The organism is uncultured Wocania sp., from assembly GCF_964021735.1.
GTDB lineage: Bacteria > Bacteroidota > Bacteroidia > Flavobacteriales > Flavobacteriaceae > Wocania_A.
The window spans coordinates 1-23,035 of sequence record NZ_CAXIBN010000008.1 but is presented as its reverse complement, the minus strand read 5'-3'; the positions used below and the strand labels follow the sequence as shown (position 1 = coordinate 23,035).

Annotated in this window: 16 protein-coding genes; 13 read left to right on the top strand and 3 right to left on the bottom strand. The window is 32.1% G+C overall.

The window, feature by feature from the left end:
- Window positions 1–428 precede the first annotated feature (428 nt).
- Both AADI82_RS01655 and AADI82_RS01650 read right to left on the bottom strand, forming a co-directional pair.
- The gene (locus AADI82_RS01655; RefSeq protein WP_341214729.1) at window positions 429–1,334 is read right to left on the bottom strand and encodes an alkaline phosphatase family protein; all 906 of its coding nucleotides are present in this window, start codon (window positions 1,332–1,334) and stop codon (window positions 429–431) included.
- Between the two features lie 16 nt (window positions 1,335–1,350).
- The gene (locus AADI82_RS01650; protein WP_341214728.1) at window positions 1,351–3,018 is read right to left on the bottom strand and encodes a hypothetical protein; all 1,668 of its coding nucleotides are present in this window, start codon (window positions 3,016–3,018) and stop codon (window positions 1,351–1,353) included.
- A gap of 248 nt (window positions 3,019–3,266) precedes the next feature.
- Between AADI82_RS01650 and AADI82_RS01645 the strand changes: the two genes are divergently transcribed.
- From AADI82_RS01645 to AADI82_RS01635, 3 genes are all read left to right on the top strand, one after another.
- A complete protein-coding gene (locus AADI82_RS01645; RefSeq protein ID WP_341214727.1) occupies window positions 3,267–6,380 on the top strand; it encodes a glycoside hydrolase family 2 TIM barrel-domain containing protein in 3,114 nt (1,037 codons plus the stop codon).
- Window positions 6,381–6,418: 38 nt separating this feature from the next.
- Window positions 6,419–7,432, top strand: coding sequence for a zinc-binding alcohol dehydrogenase family protein (locus AADI82_RS01640; RefSeq protein WP_341214726.1), 1,014 nt, complete (start codon window positions 6,419–6,421; stop codon window positions 7,430–7,432).
- A 255-nt stretch (window positions 7,433–7,687) separates the two neighbouring features.
- Entirely contained in the window at window positions 7,688–10,138 is a 2,451-nt protein-coding gene (locus AADI82_RS01635) for a protein-disulfide reductase DsbD domain-containing protein (protein WP_341214725.1), read from the top strand.
- Window positions 10,139–10,203: 65 nt separating this feature from the next.
- On the opposite strand, the gene AADI82_RS01630 is transcribed toward AADI82_RS01635, so the two are convergent.
- On the bottom strand, window positions 10,204–11,793 hold the full coding sequence (locus AADI82_RS01630) for an FMN-binding glutamate synthase family protein (protein ID WP_341214724.1): 1,590 nt from the start codon (window positions 11,791–11,793) through the stop codon (window positions 10,204–10,206).
- Between the two features lie 235 nt (window positions 11,794–12,028).
- On the opposite strand from AADI82_RS01630, the gene nhaA reads away from it, so the two are divergent.
- From nhaA to AADI82_RS01580, 10 genes are all read left to right on the top strand, one after another.
- Window positions 12,029–13,342 (top strand): Na+/H+ antiporter NhaA, encoded by a 1,314-nt coding sequence (gene nhaA, locus AADI82_RS01625; RefSeq protein ID WP_341214723.1) that lies wholly within the window; start codon window positions 12,029–12,031, stop codon window positions 13,340–13,342.
- Window positions 13,343–13,556: 214 nt separating this feature from the next.
- Window positions 13,557–14,228, top strand: a complete 672-nt coding sequence (locus tag AADI82_RS01620) for a mechanosensitive ion channel domain-containing protein (RefSeq protein WP_341214722.1) — start codon at window positions 13,557–13,559, stop codon at window positions 14,226–14,228.
- Window positions 14,212–14,349 carry a hypothetical protein gene (locus AADI82_RS01615; RefSeq protein WP_341214721.1) on the top strand — a complete coding sequence of 46 codons (138 nt, stop codon included), beginning with the start codon at window positions 14,212–14,214 and terminating at the stop codon, window positions 14,347–14,349. The genes AADI82_RS01620 and AADI82_RS01615 overlap by 17 nt, the downstream gene beginning before the upstream one ends.
- A 158-nt stretch (window positions 14,350–14,507) precedes the next feature.
- Window positions 14,508–15,599: a HAMP domain-containing sensor histidine kinase gene (locus tag AADI82_RS01610; protein ID WP_341214720.1), complete on the top strand. Its 1,092-nt coding sequence runs from the start codon at window positions 14,508–14,510 to the stop codon at window positions 15,597–15,599.
- Between the two features lie 2 nt (window positions 15,600–15,601).
- Window positions 15,602–16,930, top strand: coding sequence for a sigma-54 dependent transcriptional regulator (locus AADI82_RS01605; protein WP_341214719.1), 1,329 nt, complete (start codon window positions 15,602–15,604; stop codon window positions 16,928–16,930).
- A gap of 750 nt (window positions 16,931–17,680) precedes the next feature.
- Window positions 17,681–18,985 carry a Glu/Leu/Phe/Val dehydrogenase gene (locus AADI82_RS01600; protein WP_341214718.1) on the top strand — a complete coding sequence of 435 codons (1,305 nt, stop codon included), beginning with the start codon at window positions 17,681–17,683 and terminating at the stop codon, window positions 18,983–18,985.
- 34 nt (window positions 18,986–19,019) lie between these two features.
- On the top strand, window positions 19,020–19,439 hold the full coding sequence (locus AADI82_RS01595; protein WP_341214717.1) for a GreA/GreB family elongation factor: 420 nt from the start codon (window positions 19,020–19,022) through the stop codon (window positions 19,437–19,439).
- An 11-nt stretch (window positions 19,440–19,450) separates the two neighbouring features.
- Window positions 19,451–19,870 carry a hypothetical protein gene (locus tag AADI82_RS01590; RefSeq protein WP_341214716.1) on the top strand — a complete coding sequence of 140 codons (420 nt, stop codon included), beginning with the start codon at window positions 19,451–19,453 and terminating at the stop codon, window positions 19,868–19,870.
- A gap of 10 nt (window positions 19,871–19,880) precedes the next feature.
- On the top strand, window positions 19,881–20,270 hold the full coding sequence (locus tag AADI82_RS01585; protein WP_341214715.1) for a hypothetical protein: 390 nt from the start codon (window positions 19,881–19,883) through the stop codon (window positions 20,268–20,270).
- A gap of 360 nt (window positions 20,271–20,630) precedes the next feature.
- On the top strand, window positions 20,631–23,003 hold the full coding sequence (locus AADI82_RS01580) for a GAF domain-containing protein (protein ID WP_341214714.1): 2,373 nt from the start codon (window positions 20,631–20,633) through the stop codon (window positions 23,001–23,003).
- The last annotated feature ends 32 nt before the right edge of the window (window positions 23,004–23,035 follow it).

The following is a 23,035-nucleotide window of genomic DNA, read 5'->3' as shown; positions in this document are numbered from 1 at the left end:
TCATTGCTCATTGGTGAAATGCTTTAAGAGTGTTTGTGTAAATACAAATGTTGCATTTATTTCTTAGATAAAACTATTATTGGATTTCCGTAATTACCTAACTATTCATTTGAAAAATTATATCTTAACGTGAGTTTGATATAAGAAAACTAGGTTTTTATTAAGGAAAAAGCAGAGTATTTATTAGGTTAAAGTGTTGAATTTTAATTAAATAACTAAATTTTATACCTGTGCTTTCTTCTTCTGGAATTACTAAAATTTCTATTCTATTGATGATTTTTGCAAAGAATTTGTTCCATTATTGTGGAGGAGGCTTACAGGGAACGTTAAGAAACATAGCAAGCTTTCCAAATTGTCCTTATAGTAATGACCATTCAGTTGCTGTTTCATCTGATTTATCACAAAACCAATAGAAATACAATAAAAGGTTAATCAATTAAGGGTTTTCCGTCTAATTTCCAGTTGAGATCGATAGGGACACCTAAATGTTTTAAAATTGTAGGAACCACAGCAGTTTGTGGGATTAAGGCTTCCACTTCTTTTAAGGTGTTTAGAGTTTTTCCATTATCGCTATTCATAAAATAATCATTTCCTTCTCTGTTCATTCCAACAAAAATGGTTTTCTGGTTCACTTTTTGTGCACCATGAGAAAGACCTTTACTGTCCCTACCATGATCGGTAACGATAATGACTAACCAATCTTCGTGGTATTTTTTTCTGCGTAGGTTTACAGCGTTCATAATATCACCGACCAAGGCATCAATATATTCAATAACTTCGGTATAAGCTTTTCCAAAGCCGTATGTATGTCCAATATGGTCTACATCATCAAGATGTACAAAGCTAAAATCTGGAGCGTAATCTGTAATTTGATTGACAATTAATTCGGTCGATAAAAAATCTGTCCCTCCAACCGTGGCAAAATTTGTTTTGTACAAATCGTTTTTTAAAATTAAATTAATTTCTTTCCAAGTGCTTATACTTACTAGGTTTGCATCTTTTTTGTGTTCTTTTATAAGGCTAAATATGCTAGGTGCTTTACTTAGCTTGCTACCATCGTTATTGGTTATGCCATGTTGATCGTTCCATACACCCGTTAATAAGGTAATCCACCCTGGACCACTATAAGTTGTTTGTTCTGAGTCTTCGCCATTTATACCCCCAGCAAAGCCTCTTTTTATAATGAATTTGTCAATGTTAGGTGTTTTTGCCTTTGCAATTTCGCTATATTGAAGTCCGTCAATTCCAATTAAAAGGGCTTTTTTATTTTGACTGAAACTTGTTATCGAAAAAATAAGGAGTAATACGCTAAGGTGTTTTTGTTTTAAATTCATTTTGTGTTTTTATTAATTATGGTTTCGAAATTGAAATATTCCCATGAAGGACGGGCGGATTTTTACTTTTAGGATTTATAATGACTTTTATAGGAAGTGTTTCTTTTCCTGAAAATAGTTTGCCATCATATTTTAAATGTATTGTTGTTTTATCAAAGGGTTCTAATTTAGGTATTTTGGCAGACGCTACAAATGTTTCGGTGTTATTGTTTAAGTAAACCAGTTCCACTTGTGAAACTTGAGAGGCTGTCTGTCCGAAATTTTCAATATCCACATGTATATCGTAGCCTTCTGCGCTTTTAGTTATTTTAGGCATTCTTGCAGATAGAATAGGTTCTATATAATTTACTTCGGGCAGACGTGTATAAGCAAATAAAAGCTTGCCCTCGGTGGTTTTACCTATTATTTTGGCAGCAAAATTATCGTCGGTAAGACCGTTATCCTTACCTTGGAAGGTAATGATGATGTCGTTTCTGGATTTTTCGGTTTTTACAACTTTAGAGCCTCTGCCAAAATTTACTTGCTCTGTAGCTCCAAATTTTAAAGAATTAAAATCAATGTCGGTGTGTGGATTAAAACCCTTTTCGGCTTCAATTTTAACCTTAATGGTTTTTGTTTTGGCGGTAATTTTCTTTTTATTTAATACGGTTGCCAACTTTCCTACGGTTAGTGGTATTATAATATGTTTGGAACTGTGGTTGTCGTTTTCTAAATCATTCCATTTAATGGTGTCTATAACAGCAAAATGTGCTTGTGTGGCTCTACCATATTTGTCTTGTAAAACCTTAATTCTTTCATATTTAAACCAATCTTCATTAGTGCCATCTTCATATTTGCTAATGCCAGGAGCATAGGCTTCACCTGGGTCAACTTTCCAATTAACCCCATCTTTCGATCGTAAGCTAAAAGCTATTCTTCCCAACCAATCATTTACAATCATGTGGTATTGGATGTTGGTTCTCCATACTAAAGGGTCTTCAAATTCGCCTTCTACAGGCGGATAGACTCTTTTCTCTGTAACTTGGTTATAAGGCGATATTCCTGTTTTGCTAAACCAAATACCGCCACCACGACAAACCATTAAAAAAGAGCCATCTTCTCTTTTAGCAAAAGTAAGATTACTTAATCCTTCAATAATGTTTCTGTCTCGTTTATTGAATTGGAATTTTTTTTCTTCCCACGGATCGTCAAAAGAGTTAGAAATATAATACCTGTCAATAGCATATATCACATATTTACCATCATGAAGCTGAAAAACTTCTGGGTTATGTCCAGGACCTACGGTATCTTTAATTTTATAAGGACCAAAAGAATTGTTTGAAACGGCATGAAATACCGTAGAATTAGGCCAATACATGTGTCCTTTTGGAGCATTTTCTGGCCAGCCACAAACAAAAAGGTGGTATTTACTGTCCTTGCCCAATACCGCTTTTCCTCCCCAATAGGAATTAATGTTGTCCTCTATGCCGTTATCTATGTACCTTGGAATTACATTTTTGGCGCCCCATGTGTCATAGGTTAAAGTTCCTTGAATGGGCATAGGTAGAAAACGATCCATAAATCGTCCTCCAAATATTAAGCTGTCCCAAGATTTAGGGCGCTCTCTTTGTTTTATCTGTCCAAAGGTGGTTAGACTAAAAAATACAAATGTTAATATTAGGAGTAATCGGGAGTTGATTTTCATGGTTTTTTGCTAGTAAAATGTCATTATCAAAAACATAATATGATTAATAAATACATGTGGATTATTACTGTTACTGTATTTGTAACACATTCTCTATTATTTGAATTCAAATATAAAGATATTATTTAAGTATGAAAAAAATATTTTAATTTGAAACACATATTGCATATATTGCACCTTGAATATTTATGGGTTTTTTACAGAAAAATACCTGTAAAATTTTATTAATTAATTAAAGATGTATTTAAATGAAGTTTTTTAAAAAAATTACTCTAGTTGTATTGTTATTGTCTAATGCTTTAATCGCTCAAACCTTAGATCCTGTAATTGAGAATCCAGATGTTATATCAGATAACAAATTACCAGCAAGAGCATCTTTTTTTCCTTTTAATTCCAAAGAAATAGCTTTAACGAATAATATAGGAAGTGCTAATAATTATTTGTTGTTAAATGGTATATGGAAATTTAATTGGGTTAAGTCACCTGAACTTAGACCAAAAAACTTTTATTTAGAAAATTTTGATGTAGGTAGTTGGGATGATATTAAGGTTCCATCCAATTGGGAAGTAGAAGGCTATGGTATTCCTATTTACACGAATACAACTTATCCTTTTGCGGTTAAAAATCCTAATCCACCCGATATTCCAGATGGTTATAATCCTGTGGGATCTTATAAAAGGTCTTTTGAATTGCCTTCCAATTGGGATGGTAAAGAAATATTTATTCACTTAGGAGCAGTTAAATCAGCCTTTTATGTTTGGGTGAATGGTAAAAAAGTAGGGTATAGTCAGGGTTCAAAATTACCAGCTGAGTTTAATTTAACAAACTTTGTTAAACCTGGTAAAAATACGATAGCATTAGAAGTATACCGATGGAGTGATGGTAGTTATCTTGAGTGTCAAGATTTTTGGCGCATATCTGGTATAGAAAGGGATGTGTATTTATATGCCAGACCAAAAGTTCATATTTCAGATTTTACAGTTAAATCAGGTTTAGTAAATCAGTATAAAGATGGTGACTTTAAACTGCAAGTAGATATTTCAAGTACCACAGAAAAGAAATATAAAGGAACCGTTGAAGTTGAGATAGTAGATATTGATAAAATTATATTTCAGTCTAATAAAAAAATTGAATTAGGCTCTAGTAATAATAAGGCAGCCTTAAATTTTAATTCGGTTATTCCAAAAGTAAAAAGTTGGTCGGCTGAAGAACCAAATTTATATACCTTGAATATAATTCTTAAAGATAAATCAAGTAATGTTAAAGAAGTTATTTCTAGAAAAATAGGATTTCGTACTTCAGAGGTTGTTAACGGAAGATACTTATTAAACGGAAAGCCTATACTTTTTAAAGGTGTAAATAGGCATGAAACCGACCCAGAGACAGGGCATGTAATATCTAAAGAGGACATGCTTAGGGATATCCAAATTTTTAAAGAGTACAATATCAATGCAGTTAGAACTTGCCATTACCCAAACGACCCTTATTGGTATGAGCTCTGTGATCAATATGGCATTTATGTTATAGATGAAGCTAATATAGAATCTCACGGAATGGGATATAACCTTAATAAAACGCTTGCAAATAATCCTAAGTGGTTAAAAGCGCATTTAGACCGAACAGAAAGAATGGTTTTACGTGATAAAAACCATCCTTCAATTGTCATTTGGTCTTTAGGTAATGAGGCAGGAAATGGATATAACTTTTACAATACATATTTACTAGCTAAAAAAATGGATAGTACTAGGCCAGTACAATATGAAAGAGCTGGTTTAGAATGGAATACCGATTTGTATGTGCCTATGTATGCTTCACCTGATTATTGTGAGAAATATGCAACTTCAAATGAAGATGAACGATCCTTGATTCAATGCGAATACGCTCATGCTATGGGGAATAGTGTTGGTGGATTTAAAGAGTATTGGGATTTATTTGAAAAATACGATAAACTACAAGGTGGGTTTATTTGGGATTATGTCGATCAAGGGATTAAGACAGAAAAAAATGGTAAGACGATTTTTGCTTATGGTGGCGATTTTGGGCCAGAAGATGTACCAAGTGATAATAACTTTTTGAATAATGGATTGGTACAGCCCGATAGAAAGCCAAATCCGCATATAAATGAAGTTAAGCACATCCATCAAAACATAAAATTTTATGAAAATGACATTAGCAAAGGCTTAATAGATATCAAGAATTGGTATTTCTTCAGAGATTTATCTAATTATAAATTAAATTGGGAGGTTATTGGTAATGGTTTAGTAGTAGATTCAGGAAGCATTAGTAACATTGATTGTCAACCTCAAAAAACAACCACTATAGAAGTTCCATTTAAAAAAGACTTCAAAGATGATGTAGAGTATTTTTTAAACCTAAAGGTTGTATTAAAAGAAGAAGAGCCATTGTTGGAATCAGGTTTTGAAATTGGTCACGAGCAATTTAAAATAAATGATGTTGAATTTGTGTTTAACGAACCTGATAATTTGCCTAGTATAGAACTAAAAGAAAATTCAAAAACTTATGATATTATAGGTTCTAATTTTAAAGTAGAAATTGATAAAACATATGGAATACTGTCATCTTATACGTTTAATGATAAACCTTTAATAGAAAAAGGAGCAGAGGTAAACTTTTGGAGAGCTCCTAATGATAATGACTATGGAGCAAGCTTGCAAAAAAGATATGCTGAATGGAAAACAGTCGGTAAAAAGGAAATTGCTCAAGTAGCCATTAACGAAACTTCAGAAACTAAAATAGTAATTTCTAGTATCAAAGAGCTATTTGGTGGAGATGCTATTTTTAAACAGGAGTATATTATATATGGGGATGGAACCATAAAAGTGTCTAATAATTTTGAAGTATTAAAAGGGAATCATACCAACATGTTTAAATTTGGTAACGAATGGGTGTTATCTAAGAACTTTGAAAATGTGGAATGGTATGGGAAGGGACCTTTTGAATCTTACACCGATAGGCAGCATGCAGCTAAAGTAGGATTGTATTCAAGTCCTGTTTCAGACCTTTATTTTCCTTATATAAGACCTCAAGAAAATGGGAATAGAGGAGATGTTCGCTGGATGAAATTAATTACGAACAATGATATTTCTTTAAAACTTATTGGGGATAAACCCCTCAATATTTCAGCTTTAAATTATAGTGTTGACGACTTGGATTCTGGTAGTGAAAAAGGTCAAAAACATGCAGGAGAACTTACTCCTAGAGATAAAGTTTATGTAAATATAGATGGATTTCAACAAGGACTAGGAAGTATTAACAGTTGGGGAGCTTTGCCTTTAGAAAAATATAGATTACCATATCAGTCATATAATTTTTCTTACTGGGTTGTTCCTCAAAAAAAATAGAACACTTTTATGCTAAATTTTATATACTATAGGCTTAAATGAAATACATAGTTTGCGAAAAGCCAGGAGAATTTCTTCTAAAGGAAAAAGAAGCCCCGACAAGAAAAGAAAATGAAGCGTTGTTGCAAATCAATAAAGTGGGTATTTGCGGTACAGATATGCATGCCTATGCAGGTAATCAAGCGTTTTTTACTTACCCAAGAATTTTGGGTCATGAATTGGCCTCAGAAGTGTTGGAAATTGGTGATAACAAAAAAGGCATCAAAGCTGGAGACAAAGTTGTGGTGATGCCTTACGTTAGTTGTGGCAAATGTATTGCCTGCAGAAACGGAAAGACAAACTGCTGTACCAATATTATGGTTTTGGGGGTGCATGCCGATGGTGGTATGCAACAACAAATTGTAGTGCCAACAGATATTTTATTGCCAGCAAACAACTTGTCGGACAACCAAATGGCAATTGTAGAGCCATTAGCAATAGGTGCCCATGCTATTAGAAGGGCCAATATAAAAGCAGGGGAAACCATAGCCGTAGTGGGATGTGGTCCTATTGGAATAGGTATTATGAAGCTGGCACAAATAGCTGGAGCAAAAGTTATTGCTATCGATATGAATAGGCAGCGACTGGAATATGTCAAAGAAAAAATAGGAGTTGAGTTTATTGTGGAAGCTGATGAAAAAGCAGTTAAAGCGGTTTCAGAAATTACCAAAGGAGATTTATGTACGGCTGTGTTCGATGCTTCTGGTAATAAATATGCATTAGAAGCTTGTCCCGACTATATGTCTCATGGCGGCCGATTTGTATTAGTAGGATTGTCTAAAGGAGAATTGACCTATATGCACCCAAAGATACACGCTAAAGAAATGACCTTAATCTGTAGCCGAAATGCAACAATTGAAGACTTTGAACATGTTATTAGTATTTTGGAACAATTCCCTACAGAATCATTCATTACGCACAGTGTGCCATTTACAGAAATGATAGACAATTTCGATAGTTGGTTAAAGCCAGAAACAGGGGTTATTAAGGCAACCATTGATTTTAAAATATAATATGGGTTTGTAACAAAAAGCCAGACATTATTTTTAAGGACTATGCTACATGATTGATTAATAAAATTATTGTTCTACTTCATGAGGTGTTTTATATCCTAATAATCCGTATAATCTTACTCTCAATATTTCTATTTTATTTAAACAATTTACTTTTAAAAAAATAAGTCATCAAAACCTATTAGTTTTTTATACTTTTAGCGTCTATTAAGAGAGCGTTTTTTAAGATTTTACAAAATAAATATCTACAAATAGATGAAAAAATTAGTTTTAATTTTAGCATTAACTCTAGGCTTTAATACCTTTTCCCAAATACTAGAACCTGTTGAATGGTTAACATCTGTTGAGAAAGTTTCAGAAACTGAATACGAGCTTATTGCTACGGCAAAAATAGATAAAGGTTGGCATTTATATTCACAAAATGTGCCTGAAGGTGGACCAATTCCAACAACGTTTACTTTTCAAGACAATCAAGATTATGAATTAATTCAAACAGTTTTAGAAGAGGAAGGTCACACCATAAATGACCCCGTTTTTAATATGCGTATTAAGTTTTTTGAAAATAAAGTAGTTTTTAAACAACGGCTAAAAGTATTAAATAGGGAGTTGTCGTTAGTTAAAGGCGAAGTAGAGTTTATGGTTTGTGATGATACTAGATGTTTACCACCTACTCAAGTAGATTTAGTTTTTAATATTCCTAGCAAAACGAATGATAACAATAGTAGGTTTAATTCCCAAGTTGGGATGTTAAATCCAGTAAAATGGAAAACATCTGTTGAAAAAATTTCTGAAGATGAGTTTTACTTAATAATGAAAGCTACAATTGAAGAAAATTGGCATGTATACTCTCAATATACTGCTGATGGTGGCTCGTTGCCAATAGAAATTGTTAAGGCGGAAGAAACTAATGATTACGAATTGAAAGGTAAAGCTTTAGAAAGTGAAACCATTAAAAAATTTAATGAAGTTTTTAAGGTAACAGAAACCTTTTTTGATAATGAAGCTATTTTAAAACAAAGAATAAAGTTGAGTAATATTGATGTTTCAAAAGTTACTTTAAATTTAACTGGACAAGTTTGTAAAGAAGCTTGTTTGCAAATTGATGAGGTTTTTACTTTTTCTTTAAGTGCTGAAAATGAAAACACGAACTCTGGAATTATACCAACAGTAGACAATGCATCTATTAATAGTATGCTTTATGGTATGACTACAGAAGATTTAAGCGTTTCAAGTGTTAAATGCGAAAATGAAGTTACTAGTAACGCATCAGCATTACAAAGTGGAGGAAAATCATTATGGAACATTTTTGGTTTGGGTTTTTTAGGTGGTTTGTTAGCATTATTAACGCCTTGCGTGTTTCCAATGATACCTCTTACAGTAAGTTTTTTTACTAAAAAAAGCGGACAAAATAAAGGTTCAGGAGTATCTAAAGCATTGCTTTATGGGTTTTTCATTTTTGCAGTTTATATTATTTTAAGTGTGCCATTTCATTTATTAGATTCAGTAAATCCAGACATTTTAAATGAAATATCAACCAACGTGTGGTTAAATGTTATATTCTTTGCAATTTTCATGTTTTTTGCATTTTCATTTTTTGGATATTACGAATTAACATTACCATCTAGTTGGACAAATAAAACGACACAGGGAGAAAGTTCTGGAGGATTTGTTGGTATTTTCTTTATGGCATTAACATTGGCTATTGTGTCATTTTCATGTACAGGTCCTATTCTAGGGTCGCTATTAGCAGGCTCATTAACAGCAGATGGTGGTGCATGGCAACTTACTGCTGGTATGGCTGGATTTGGAGTGTCTTTGGGCTTGCCTTTTGCATTATTCGCTATGTTTCCAAATATGATGAATGCTTTACCAAAATCTGGTGGTTGGTTAAATACAACCAAAGTAATTTTAGGTTTTTTAGAATTAGCATTGGCATTCAAATTTTTATCGAATGCTGATTTAGTAGCGCATTGGAATCTTTTAAAAATTGAACCCTTTTTAATACTTTGGATTATTATTTTTGGCGGATTAGCTTTATATCTGCTTGGGAAAGTTAAATTTCCGCATGATTCACCGATAAAGAAACTATCATTCTCAAGAATAGCTGGAGGCGTATTAGTGGCAGCATTTACTATATATTTAGTTTCGGGATTTAGAGTAAATAAAGAAACAAATACATTTACACCTTTAACATTATTAAGTGGGCTAGCTCCACCAGTTGGCTATAGTTTTTTGTATCCAAATGACTGTCCTAATAACTTAGAATGCTTTAAAGATTTAAAAACTGGTATAGCATATGCTAAAAAGGTTAATAAGCCTATTATGTTAGACTTTACAGGTTATGCATGTGTGAATTGTAGAAAAATGGAAGAACATGTTTGGCCACTTAAAAAGATTGATAATTACTTAAGAAACGATTATGTGTTAATTTCACTTTATGTAGATGATAAAAAAGCATTGCCAGAAGACGAGCAAGTAAATGTAAATAGAATAAACGGAGGCACAAGAAAACTTGAGAGTTATGGACATAAATGGGCTAATTTTCAAACACAATTTTTTCAAACCAATTCGCAACCATACTATGTGTTATTAAACTCTGACGGCACAAAAATTTTAAATCAGGCAGTAGGTTATACTCCAGATGAAGAAGATTATACTAGGTTTTTAGAATGTGGTTTGAGTGTTTTCAAAAAAATAAAAGAATAATATTAAACTCTAAAAGCGAGAATTTTTATTTAAGAATTCTAATAGAGAAACATTTATTAACAGACCTATTTCATTATTCTAGTTAAATGAAAAAACCGTTTATAATTTTCAGGAATTTTGTTAATATCTAAAAGAGAGCCTGGTTCCATGTGTGGGTAAATATCCTCGTAAGTTTTTACATCATATAAGCCTACTCTTTTGCTAATATGGTTTCTAGTTAATTCGTTTGGATTATTAAGGCCTGCGGCAGCTACAAGTTCCAGAAAACTTTGTATCGTAGCTTCGTGGTATCTTTTGGCTCGTGGTGCTTTATCGTCTACAACTAATCCTTTAACTAAAGATGCATTTTGAGTAGCAACACCAACAGGACACGTATTATTATTACATTGTAAAGCTTGAATGCAACCAATTGAAAGCATCATAGCACGTGCACTATTGCAACCATCAGCACCTAAAGCTATGGCTCTTGCCATATGGAAACCAGTAATAATTTTGCCAGCAACAATTACTTTAATGTCTTTTCTTAAGTTAAACCCTATTAAAGTATCGTGAATAAAAATTAATCCTTCACGTAATGGCATCCCCATGGAATTTGAAAACTCTACTGGTGCAGCACCTGTACCGCCTTCTCCACCATCTACAGTTATAAAATCAGGTTGAATACCAGTGGCAATCATCGCCTCACAGAAATCCATAAATTCCTGTTTACGACCAAGACAAAGCTTAAAGCCAATTGGTTTTCCTCCAGATAGATCACGAAGTTTTTTAATAAAATACATGAACTGAATAGGATCAGCAAAAGCAGAATGAGATGGAGGAGAGTGTACTGCAACTCCAGGTTTTATGTGTCTTATTTTAGCTATTTCTTCGGTGTTTTTTATAGCTGGTAAAATCCCACCATGTCCAGGTTTAGCACCTTGAGATAATTTTATCTCAATCATTTTTACTTGTGGACGTAAAGCATTTTCTTTAAAAGTATCTTCATTAAACGTTCCATCATCTTTTCTACATCCAAAATACCCTGTTCCTACTTGCCAAATAAGATCGCCACCATGTTCTAAATGATAGTTGCTTATCCCACCTTCTCCAGTATTATGTGCAAAGTCACCCATTTTAGCACCTTTGTTTAACGCGAGAATGGCATTGGTGCTTAATGAGCCAAAACTCATGGCAGAAATGTTTAGTAAACTTGAAGAATACGGTTGTTTGCAATCTTTTCCTCCGATAAGCAAACGAGGGAATTCTCCAATGTTTTTCGGGTTGTTTTTTGCATACATAGAATGTTCTAACCATTCATAACCAGAATGATATAGGTTTAATTGTGTGCCAAAAGGTTCAGTGTCATTTTCGCCTTTTGCCCTGCGATATATTAAAGATCTTTGTATACGGTTTAAAGGCCTTCCTTCTGTATCGGTTTCAACAAAATATTGCATGATTTCTGGTCGAATAGATTCTAAAATATACCTAAATCGACCTATTAGCGGAAAGTTTCTTCTTATGGTATGCTTTTTTTGGAGAATATCAAAAACACCCATTATTACAAGTGGCGCAATAAGTAAAAGCGTCCATAAAATAGGTGACCAAAATAAAGCTATAACATATGTTAGTACAATTACTATTATTGAAATTAAAATAAACTTTTCACGAACTTTCATACTATTTATTTCTGTTGAAATAACAAATATAGCTTTAGTAAATAGAATCTCAAATGAAAAACATTAGAGTTTAGTTTTCTGTTATCTAATAATTTCTTGTATCTTAATTCCTTTTAAATAAATTTATTTTATACAGTTTTTAATTTTTATATAACTAAAATCACTACTTATTTCATATAGTTTCTTGCTACGAAATCTTATATTTGAGTAGGTTTAAAAAAAGCAACTAACAATAATGATTAAAGAGGTATTTCTTACACCGTTTCAAAAATTTGTAAAAATTGAAAGTTTTAGTGGTATTTTACTACTGTTATCAACTGTAATTGCACTTGTTTGGGCGAATTCATCATTTGGCAATGCCTACAGCGAGCTTTGGCAATATGATATTGGTATTGTAACAGAAAGTTTTGAATTTAAAAAGCCATTAATTTTATGGATAAATGATGGTTTAATGGCTATTTTCTTTTTTTTAATAGGATTAGAAATTAAAAGAGAATTACTTATTGGGGAATTAAATTCTGTTAAAAAAATAGCATTCCCGCTTTTTGGAGCATTGGGCGGAATGGTAGTTCCTGTTGTTTTCTTTTTCTTTTTAAACCAAAACCCCGAAACCTTTAAGGGTTGGGGAATACCTATGGCTACTGATATTGCCTTTTCTTTAGCTATTTTAAATGCTTTAGGTAATAGAGTACCTCTAAGTCTTAAAATATTTTTAACTGCATTTGCTATTGTTGATGATATTGGAGCTGTTCTAGTTATTGCTATATTTTATAGTGGTACAATTAATACTACTTTATTATTAATAGCATTAGTATTATTAGCTTTGTTGTACTTTTTATCCTTTAAAGGGTTTTATTCAAAATTTATCATGTTTTTCTTTGGCATTGTTATCTGGTTTTTGTTTTTAAAATCTGGAATTCACCCAACTGTAGCTGGAATTTTATTGGCATTCTCAGTCCCTATTAGACAAAAAATAAATACATCAACATTTTTAGAAAATTTAGAAGGGGTATTTAATAATATTAAAAATGCGTCTATTTCTAAAAAACCAATTCTTTCAAACGAACAAATTGAGCACATTGATGCTTTAGAAGATTGGACAAATAAATTTCAATCGCCACTACAGCATTTAGAGCATAGTTTACATGGTTGGGTAGCTTATTTTATTATTCCAGTATTTGCTCTTGCCAACGCTGGAGTGCTTATTGATAGCTCTATGCAAATAGAAACGGCTTTAGTAATTAATATTATTATTTGTTTGGTGTTAGGTAAAGGGATAGGTATTCCTTTCGTGATTTTTTTAGCAAAAAAAATGAAGTTGGTGACCATTCCAATGGATATTAATTTTAAAAAAATCATAGGTGTTTCTTTTTTAGCAGGAGTAGGATTTACTATGGCTATTTTTATTGCTGGTTTAGCATTTGCAACAAAACCAGAATATATAGATTCTGCTAAAATAGGTATTCTTATAGGGTCGCTAATTTCTGCTATTATTGGGTACATGATTTTGAGGATGGATTCAATGAAGCAGTATAACAATTCCAAATAGAGACTTGAAATAAAACATATTTTTTCAATAATTGAAAAAATGTAAATTGGTTATGAGAGAATTTTTTGAAACACATAGACAAGACATAATTTACGGTATAATTGTCATCGTTGCAATGTTAGTTTTACGGTTTTTGACAAATTATTTGAGTTATTGGCTTACAAAAGAGAAACAAAGAAATTTTTTTGGAGAGATGCTAAAACCTCTTAATTTATTGAAACGTATACTCAACACGTTATGGATTATTTTAGTTGTCATAGCATTAAGTTATCTTTTTGTTGAAAATGATAATAAAGGTGTTATTATAGATAATTTTAAAACGGTACTTTATATTGGTATAGTTATATCAATTACAATCATTGTTGCTACATCTGCTAGTTTGTGGTTTAAAATAGATATTCAAAAAAAGATTGAGAGTGAACACGACCCAACCAGTTTTAAGTTTTTAAGATACGTTGTCCTTGTTGTCATTTATTTTACTGGTATAATGCTATGTCTTTTAGCTTTTCCTTCCCTTAAAGGGGTTGCCCAAACAGCTTTGGGTAGAGCAGGAGTCATGGCCCTTATTGCTGGACTCGCAGCACAAGAAGCTTTATCAAATATTATTGGAGGTTTATTCATTATTGCATTTAAGCCTTTCAAGATTGGTGAGCGCATTAAGGTAACAGATACAATGATCGGTACGGTTGTCGATATTACATTGCGCCATACGGTAATTCGTAATTATGAAAACAAAATGATCGTGATTCCAAACGCGATTATCAATAAAGAAAAACTCATTAATTATGATATAGGAGAACTCAAAACTTGCGAACGTATTGAGATTGGGATTTCGTACGATAGTGATATAGACTTGGCAAAAAAAAATCATGCAAGAGGAATGTGAAAACCATCTACTTATTATAGATAATCGAACAGAGTTGGAGTTACAGGAGGGAATGTCTATAGTAAAAACAGCAGTAACACAACTAAACGATTTATCAATGACCATTAGAGCATGGACTTGAGGAAAAGATTTCGGTGATAGCTTTCAACTTAAAATAAGACGTATTAGAAAGTATTAAAAAGCGTTTTGATAAAGAAGGTATTGAAATCCCTTTCCCTTATAGAACCATAGTCATAAAGAAAGATGTAAAATCCAAAGTTGAAAATAAATCGCCAAATAATGAGTAATACTGAACAAGAATTACAAGAGCGTATTAAAGAGTTGACTTGCCTTTACGAAGTGTCATCTATAATCGTAAATGCCAATGCCGAACTTTTGGAAGATACACTAAAAGCGATTGCAAAAAGCTTAAAAAAAGCATTTCAATATCCTGATAAAACAAGTATTACAATAACTAATGATAAAATTTCAACAAATACAGGTGAGTTTTTAGAGAATACAGTAACAATTCATTCAAACATTAATATTTTTAATGAAATCAGAGGGAAAATAATAGCTCAATTAAATGCGTCAGAATTCAAAAAGAAAGATTTTTTAAAAGAGGAACAACTATTACTAAACAATGTAGCCTTAAAAGTTGGAAATATGCTTGAACGGATAGAAATTCAAAAAAACGAAATCTCACTGAAAAGGCAAATGGAGCGTGCAGACCGTTTAAGTATTTTAGGTGAGATTACTGCAGGAATTGCTCACGAACTAAACACACCCTTGACTAATATTTTAGGCTTTGCAGAGTTGTTAAAGGCAGATTTTGAAGAGAATAAAAAAGCACTAACCGATGTAGATAAAATTATTAAAAACACCATATTTTCTAGAGAAGTCGTGAAAAAACTTATGTTTTTCGCTTGCGAAATGCCTCAGGAAATGAAGCGTGTTAATATCATACCTAATATTAAAAACGCTATCAATCTTCTGGATGCTACATTTAGAAAAGAGCAGGTAAAATACATAGTAAAGATTGAAGATGAAGCGTTATGGTTACGAGCAGACCCAATTCAGCTCACACAAATTATCTTTAATTTGTTAATGAATGCCATTTATTTTTCTCCAAAAGATGGATTAGTTACTATTGAATCACTACAAAACAAAACTAATGTGATTCTTAAAATTTCTGATGAAGGTGATGGATTTACAGCAGAAGCATTAGAAAAAGTGTTTCAGCCTTTTTTTACAACCAAACCAACAGGTGATGGTTCAGGACTTGGCTTAAGTGTTGTTCATGGTATTGTAGCTTCTCACAAAGGCACAATAACGGCAAAAAATAACCCAAATAAAGGTGCTATATTTACGGTTACATTACCAAAGTCTTAATTATGCAATTGCGCAAAGAAAATATACTAATTGTTGATGATGATGTTAACATACTAGAACTTTTACAGCGTCATTTACAATCATGGAATTATCATACCTACAAAGCTATTTCGGTAAAAGAAGCAGTAACCATTTTGCGAGATACTCAAATAGATTTATTAATTACCGACTTAAAAATGCCTGAGATTGATGGCACAGAGCTCATTAAATTCGTTTCAGAACATTATCCTAAATTACCGAAATTGGTAGTAACGGGTTATCCTTCGGTTCAGGATTCTTTAGCAGCTATTAAATCGGGTGTCGTTGACTATTTAACAAAACCCTTTACAAAAGATGAATTAAAAGTATCCATTGATAAATCGCTTAAATCCTCGAAAAACAATTTCAATAAAGAAATAGAACCGCTTAATAAAAAAAACGCTTCCTATGGAGAAATTATAGGAAGCTCAGAAAAAATTAATGATGTTATTCAAATCATTGAACGCGTTAAAAATAATAAAGCCACTATTTTTATAAAAGGTGAAAGTGGTACTGGTAAAGAGTTGGTGGCACGTGCAGTACATTATCAAGGCAAGTTTGCAAGAGCGCCATTTATTGTTGTAAATTGTGGAGGTATTCCTGAAAACTTGCTTGAAGCCGAATTATTTGGGTACGTAAAAGGTGCTTTTACAGGAGCCGAAACCAATAGAGATGGTTTTTTTCAAGCCGCCAATGGTGGTACAATTTTTTTAGATGAAATTGGTAATGCTTCATTAGCTGTACAATCTCGATTATTGAGAGTGCTTCAAGAAAAGGAAGTGGTTAAGGTTGGTGCAACTAAAGTGGAAAAAATTGATGTTAGAATTATTGCAGCAACCAATAGTGATTTACAAGATATGATACAAAAACAAACCTTTAGAGAAGATTTGTTTTATCGATTGACTGTGGTAGAAATAGAAGTTGCCCCATTGCGTGAACGAAAGGACGATATATCATTATTGGTCGATAAATTCCTTTTTAAATATGGTATCGAGTATAAGGACCACTTTGTAAAAATCACACCTGAAGCGTTAAAGGTTTTAGAGCGATACAGTTGGCCTGGAAACATACGTGAGTTAGAAAATGTTATTCAAAGTGCTGTAATTATGAGTGACAAGATTATAGATATAGCACAGTTGCCTGAACACTTAAAATACAGTTTGAAATTTTCCGAAGACCAACTATTGCCTCTTAAAGAAATCGAAAAAAAATACATTGAAAAAGTATTGCGAGCTACTGGAAACAATAAAACCAAAGCTGCAGAAATTCTTCAAATTAACAGAAAAACCATCCGTCAAAAACTTTCTGAATAGTCTTTTTTTACTGATAACTATTTACCCAGTTGGGTAATTTTGTACCACTCCTAATTATATTTAGTTTTTACAATAAGCCACTTCAACCCTTATTAATAAAAGGTTTTGTTGCTTTGTTCTGATTTTTGAAAATGTCTTGGCATATGCATTGCTTAATGGTAAGTGTATAACATTAGTACATTAAAAATATGAATCACTTTAATATTTGTCCGAGTTGCATACATCGCAATAATTGTGTGTTAACGACACAAAAAGACAAAGTTTGGTCTTGTAGCGAGTTTGACGAAGATATACCAAACAAATGTAATTCTGAGACAATGAAAAAACCAAAGCAACACAAAAAAGAATTCTTGCAATTAGTTTAATTATTAAATACTACAGATTATGATTTTTAAGACAATAATATCAGCAATAAAGGAAAAACTTTTAAAAACTAAAATGTCTTGCATAAAAACTATGAGACATCAATACATCATGGATAAATATCGCGAAAGATCGATTTCGAATAGATATTTCAGATAACCAATTTAAAAATAGATAGCACCAATAAGAACACAATATAAAATTAAGGAAACTCATTTAGTATTGGTGTAATTATAAAAGAAACATATTATGAATTTAAGCGGATTAACAAACCGAAGAACAACAAAAGGTAAACTAATATTTGATACTATCAGAACGAGCCCTTACAGATTTTCAAATAAAGGGAGATATAGTAAAAATGAATTATAATTAAAAATATACTATTAAATGGAGATATTAACAGCAGAAATAAAGAAGAATTCAGAAAAAGTCCCAGCAAAAGGTATGATGGCCAATGTAATGGAGCAATTCAATAGTGCTGCTGACCAAATTAAATTACATCCGAACATTAGAAAAATATTGAGCATTACCAATAATGAAATCATTGTCAATTTTCCTGTAAAAATGGATAATGGTGACGTAGAAATATTTAGAGGCTATAGAGTGCAACATAATAATGCATTAGGTCCTTATAAAGGCGGTTTACGTTACCATTCTACTGTAGATATTGATGCGGCAAGAGCATTGGCAATGTGGATGACCTGGAAAACTTCATTGGCTGGTTTGCCTTACGGTGGAGGTAAAGGAGGCATACAATTAGATCCTTCAAAATACTCACAAGGTGAATTGGAGCGCATTACAAGACGTTTCACGTTTGCCCTAGCAGATAACATTGGTCCTGAACACGATATTCCAGCTCCAGATGTAAATACCAACAGCCAAACTATGGCGTGGATGGCAGATACGTATATGAGTACACGTCCACCGGCAGAACGCACTGCAAACCAACACGTAGTTACTGGAAAACCAGCTGGTAGTGGAGGTCTTGAAGGTCGCGATAGAGCAACAGGTTATGGTGTTTACTTGTCAATTAAAATTTGGGCAGAGAAAAACAATATCAATTTAAAAGGCAAGAAATTTATTGTTCAAGGCTTTGGTAATGTAGGTTATTGGGCAGCGTACTTCTTAGAGAAAGAAGGTGGAAAATTAGTAGCTGTTCAAGATGCTTTTGGTAGTATTGAAAATCAAAAAGGAATTGTAGTTGAAGATTTGTTTAACTATACAAAGGCAAATAAAGGGAGTGTTGTAGATTTTCCAAATGCTAAAAATTTAGAGAAAGACAAGTTTTTTGCAACTGAGTGTGATATATGTATTCCAGCAGCTTTAGGCAACCAAATAACAGTTAAAAAAGCTTCACAAATTAAAGCAAGTTTAGTTGCTGAAGGCGCTAACGGACCAACAAATGTTGATGGAGAAAAAACTCTTTTAGAAAGAGGTATTGCTATTATTCCAGACATCTTATGTAATTCTGGAGGTGTAGTTGGAAGCTATTTTGAGTGGCTACAAAACCGAAATGGAGAGCTTTGGCAACTGGATGAAGTCATGGTTAAGCTCGAAAAGAAGTTAAGAGAATCTTTTAATAAGGTTTATGAATATTCGCAACGAGAAGGCCTAGATATGCGTACAGCTGCTTATTGTATTGCCATTCAGCGCATAGAAAGAGCTTATATTGAAAGAGGGATTTTTCCATAATAATAATAATATAAAACATTTAAAAATTCACACTATGAAGTACGGAAGTTTAATATTGGAAAAGAAAGAGTATGTGTATTTAAAACGCATACTTAATATATCGGGATATGTTGGGGATTTTAACACCCAAAAATCGTTACAAGAATTAACTGAGCAACTTAAAACTGCTCACATATTGGATGAAAATGAAATGCCCGATGATGTTGTTCGGTTTAACTCAAAAGTTACGGTAGTATCAGATAAAGGCTGGGAAAAAAACCTACAAGTTGTGATACCTATGGAGAAGGATATGAAGCAGAACAAAATTTCAATACTTACACCAATGGGGTCGGCCCTTTTTGGGTATGCTAAAGACGATGCCATTCTTTGGGAACTTCCGGCAGGTAAACAACAACTAAAGATTGCCGATGTGAGTCAAGAAGAAACTTTCAGTGGAATGGATTTAGTGGTATAAAATTAACAGTCATGCAAAATCAAAATACTCAAATATTCTTTAATGATTCAGATGTAGATGTTACGCATAAAATCAACACGATAGAGCTGGACAATTGGATGAGCCATTTAAAATACATAAAAAAGGAAATAACCAATCTATTAAACTTGTGCAACACAAATTTAAGCTTGAAACTAAAGGAAGATAATGTGCAAAAAAGTCTTCAAATAAAAGAAGTTGAAAACGAAGCCTTACTTGCCGCATTAAATAGGCATGCGATTTCCCGAACGGACATTATAGAGTGCGAAGACACGCAATGTGATATGGTTTACATTACAGAGCACGAGGGTTACAGAAGAATATATTTGCAACATATAGAGGCATACAGAAAATTGAAAAACGAATTTTTTAACAAGGTACAGGGTACGTTTACGCTTGCCAAAAAGTATTAATTATTTTTTATTGAATTCAACCTTATCACAAAAAATAGAGACTCAAAGGCAGTTATGCATCAAAAAAGATTTAAACGAGTTAAATCTTTGGATAAGCGCCTTAGAGGAGCTTAATGACGAATTGAATTACTTTAATATTATTGAAAAACAACTTGTTAAAAAAGGTTCTATTTCAAGTTCAATTCAAGGGTTACGCCGAAAAAATGTTTTGATTATGGCAACATTTTGCAAGTACGACCAAGCATTAAAAAATGAATACGAATACGGAAAAACAGAGTACAATGCATTAAGAGCCAATATTCATGAAAATAAAAGAGCGCAATATATCCAGCTTGTTAAGGAGTTCAATACTTTAAAAAAACACATATACCAAATTTTAATAAAATACCATCGTAAATAATATAAAACTGATGGGAAATTTCAGATTTTATTTCCCCTTAGGGATCCTTACAACCACTGTTATGGTTGTATTGTTAACAATATTAATATTAGTTCGCTTTAAAAAAACACTGGTTGGTTATTAGTGTTTAAGTTTTACATGTTAGTAAATAAGAAACCTTAGTAAAACTTAATATTTTGATGATTGTTGCAGGTTTCTTATATTTTAAGTAGTAAAGGCTCCATGAAAACGTGGAGCCTTTTTAATTTAAAAACCCTAAATATTAAACAATAAGTTTGTAACATTTTATGTGTTAGAAAGTCTATTTAAAAACGACTAACGCAATAATTTGTAATTTTGTTTTATAAGAAAATCAATATCATGGATATTAACGAAAATATAGAATCGCCTTTTAAACTAAAAGTGAGTTTCAATAAGTTGCTACAGCACTATGAGACATTAGCAAAGAGTAGTGACGAATTTACTGCAGCTAAAGCTAAGCGTATACTAAAAACAGCTAGCGTGTTTCCAGAATTAAGAGACGGTTTTAGCGACGCTTCTATATTAAAGAAAAGAGAAAAAGAAATTAGTACAATTCTACAAGATTCGTTTAGTTCAGTTTTAACTAAAAATGAAATAAAAACAGCATCAATACCCTTTCATAATTTAATTTTTAATGCTTCAGAACGATTTAAAAGTATAATTAAAACAGCAGGTAAAGATTTCGAATTAGAAATTAAAAACATGCCTAAAGATGATACTTATATAATTGCTTGTACCATCATTTTAAATTTTTGCTACGGGTATAATTTAAATTTTAAGCGCCCATTTTATTACGAAATACCTGATGCAAATGGTATTAAACATTTTTATAAAATATTATATAATGCCGATTTTACTGAAATTGTTCCCAATAAAAATGCGCCAAAAATAACGCAAAAAGATTATGATGAATTATTAGATAATTTTGAAAATATTGCTCTTTGGAAAGAAAAATTTCCACCAAATAGTTACACGTTTAAAGGGTTTGTAATTTCAAACATTTTTGATGTTACAGATGACCAATCTATATCTAATGTTAAGTCAAGTCTTATAGCTGATGACAAACGAAAAGATGAAAATTTCATGGCAGGATTTCACGAAATTTTCAGATCTCTTTTTGGTATTAACGATCTTAAAGTTGGATTTTCAATATATAATAAAGAAGAGGGCGTTTTTGAGCGTGTCTATGGCGCAGGTATGAAAAGCTATCTTCTTAGAAATTATGAAAAGGAAAAATGTACTGATGCTCTGTGTAGTTGGTCGTATGATAGATTATTAAAAGAAAAAAAATATTTCTCGGTATCTGATGTAGATGGAATGTTTGAAAAAACTAAAGGATGCGCTCCACACATTACAAGCTTACATAAACAGGGTATAAAAAGTGCTATTTTTGCACCTATTGCAAATGATGATGGGTTAATGGGAATTTTAGAAATAGTATCAAATAAAGTCCAAATGCTTAACAGTATAAATGCCAATAAATTGGTTGATGTTATGCCTTACATTATATCTGCAGTTGAGCGTTCTAAAAATGATGAAGAAAATTTAATTGAAGCTATTATTCAAAAAGAGTGTACTTCTATTCATCCGAGTGTGCATTGGCGATTTGCAAGAGAGGCAAAAGATTTTATTAAAGCAGAAATGAATGGAGAACAAGCTGTTTTTAAAAAAATAGCCTTTGATAATATTTACCCGCTTTATGGGCAAATTGATATTAAAGGCTCTTCTGAAGCTAGAAATCAAGCTACAAAAAAAGATTTAACCTTGCAGCTAAATGCTGTAAAAAACATTTTTAAGAATGCCTCAAAAATAGAAACATTACCAATATATGAGCAATATGTATATCAAATAAATGATTATTTAGAGGGCTTAAACAAGCATTTTCAAGTGGATAGCGAACAGCAAATTTCTGAATTTTTTAATCAAGAAGTTAATGCTATTTTAAAGCATTTATATACTATCGATGAGTTGAAAGAGCAGATAGATGCTTATTTTAATAGTATTAACGATAAAGTTAATCTACTCTATCATCATAGAAAAGATTATGATGATACTATTGCATTAATTAATAAAGAAATGGCATCGCTTTTAGATAAAAAACAAGAAGAAGCACAAGCTATGTACCCACATTATTTTGAGCGTTTTAAAACCGATGGTGTAGAGCATAATATGTACATAGGAGAATCTATTACTAAAGAAGAAAGTTTTAATCCTATTTATTTATACAATTTACGTTTGTGGCAATTACAGGTTATGTGCGAAATGGAGAATACATACTACCAAATGCAATCTAATTTTTCTGTGGCACTAGATGTAGCATCAATGGTTTTAGTGTTTAATCAACCACTATCAATTAGTTTTAGAATGGATGAAAAACAATTTGACGTAGATGGCACATATAATGCACGCTACGAAATTGTTAAAAAGCGAGTTGATAAGGCATATATTAAAGGCACTAAAGAGCGTGTTACTCAAAAGGGAAAAATAAGCATTGTGTACTCGCAAAAACAAGACGAGCGCGAATATTTAAGATATATTAAATTTTTGCAGTCTAAAAACTATTTAGATACCGATGTTGAAATAGTTGAACTACAAGACTTACAAGCAGTAACAGGGTTGAAAGCCATTCGAGTAAGTGTGTTATATCATAAAAATGAAGAAGATAAATCTTTTTATACTTATGATGATTTAATGAAAGAAATCAAAGCCTAAATACTATAAGTAAAAACATTATTATTTCTATC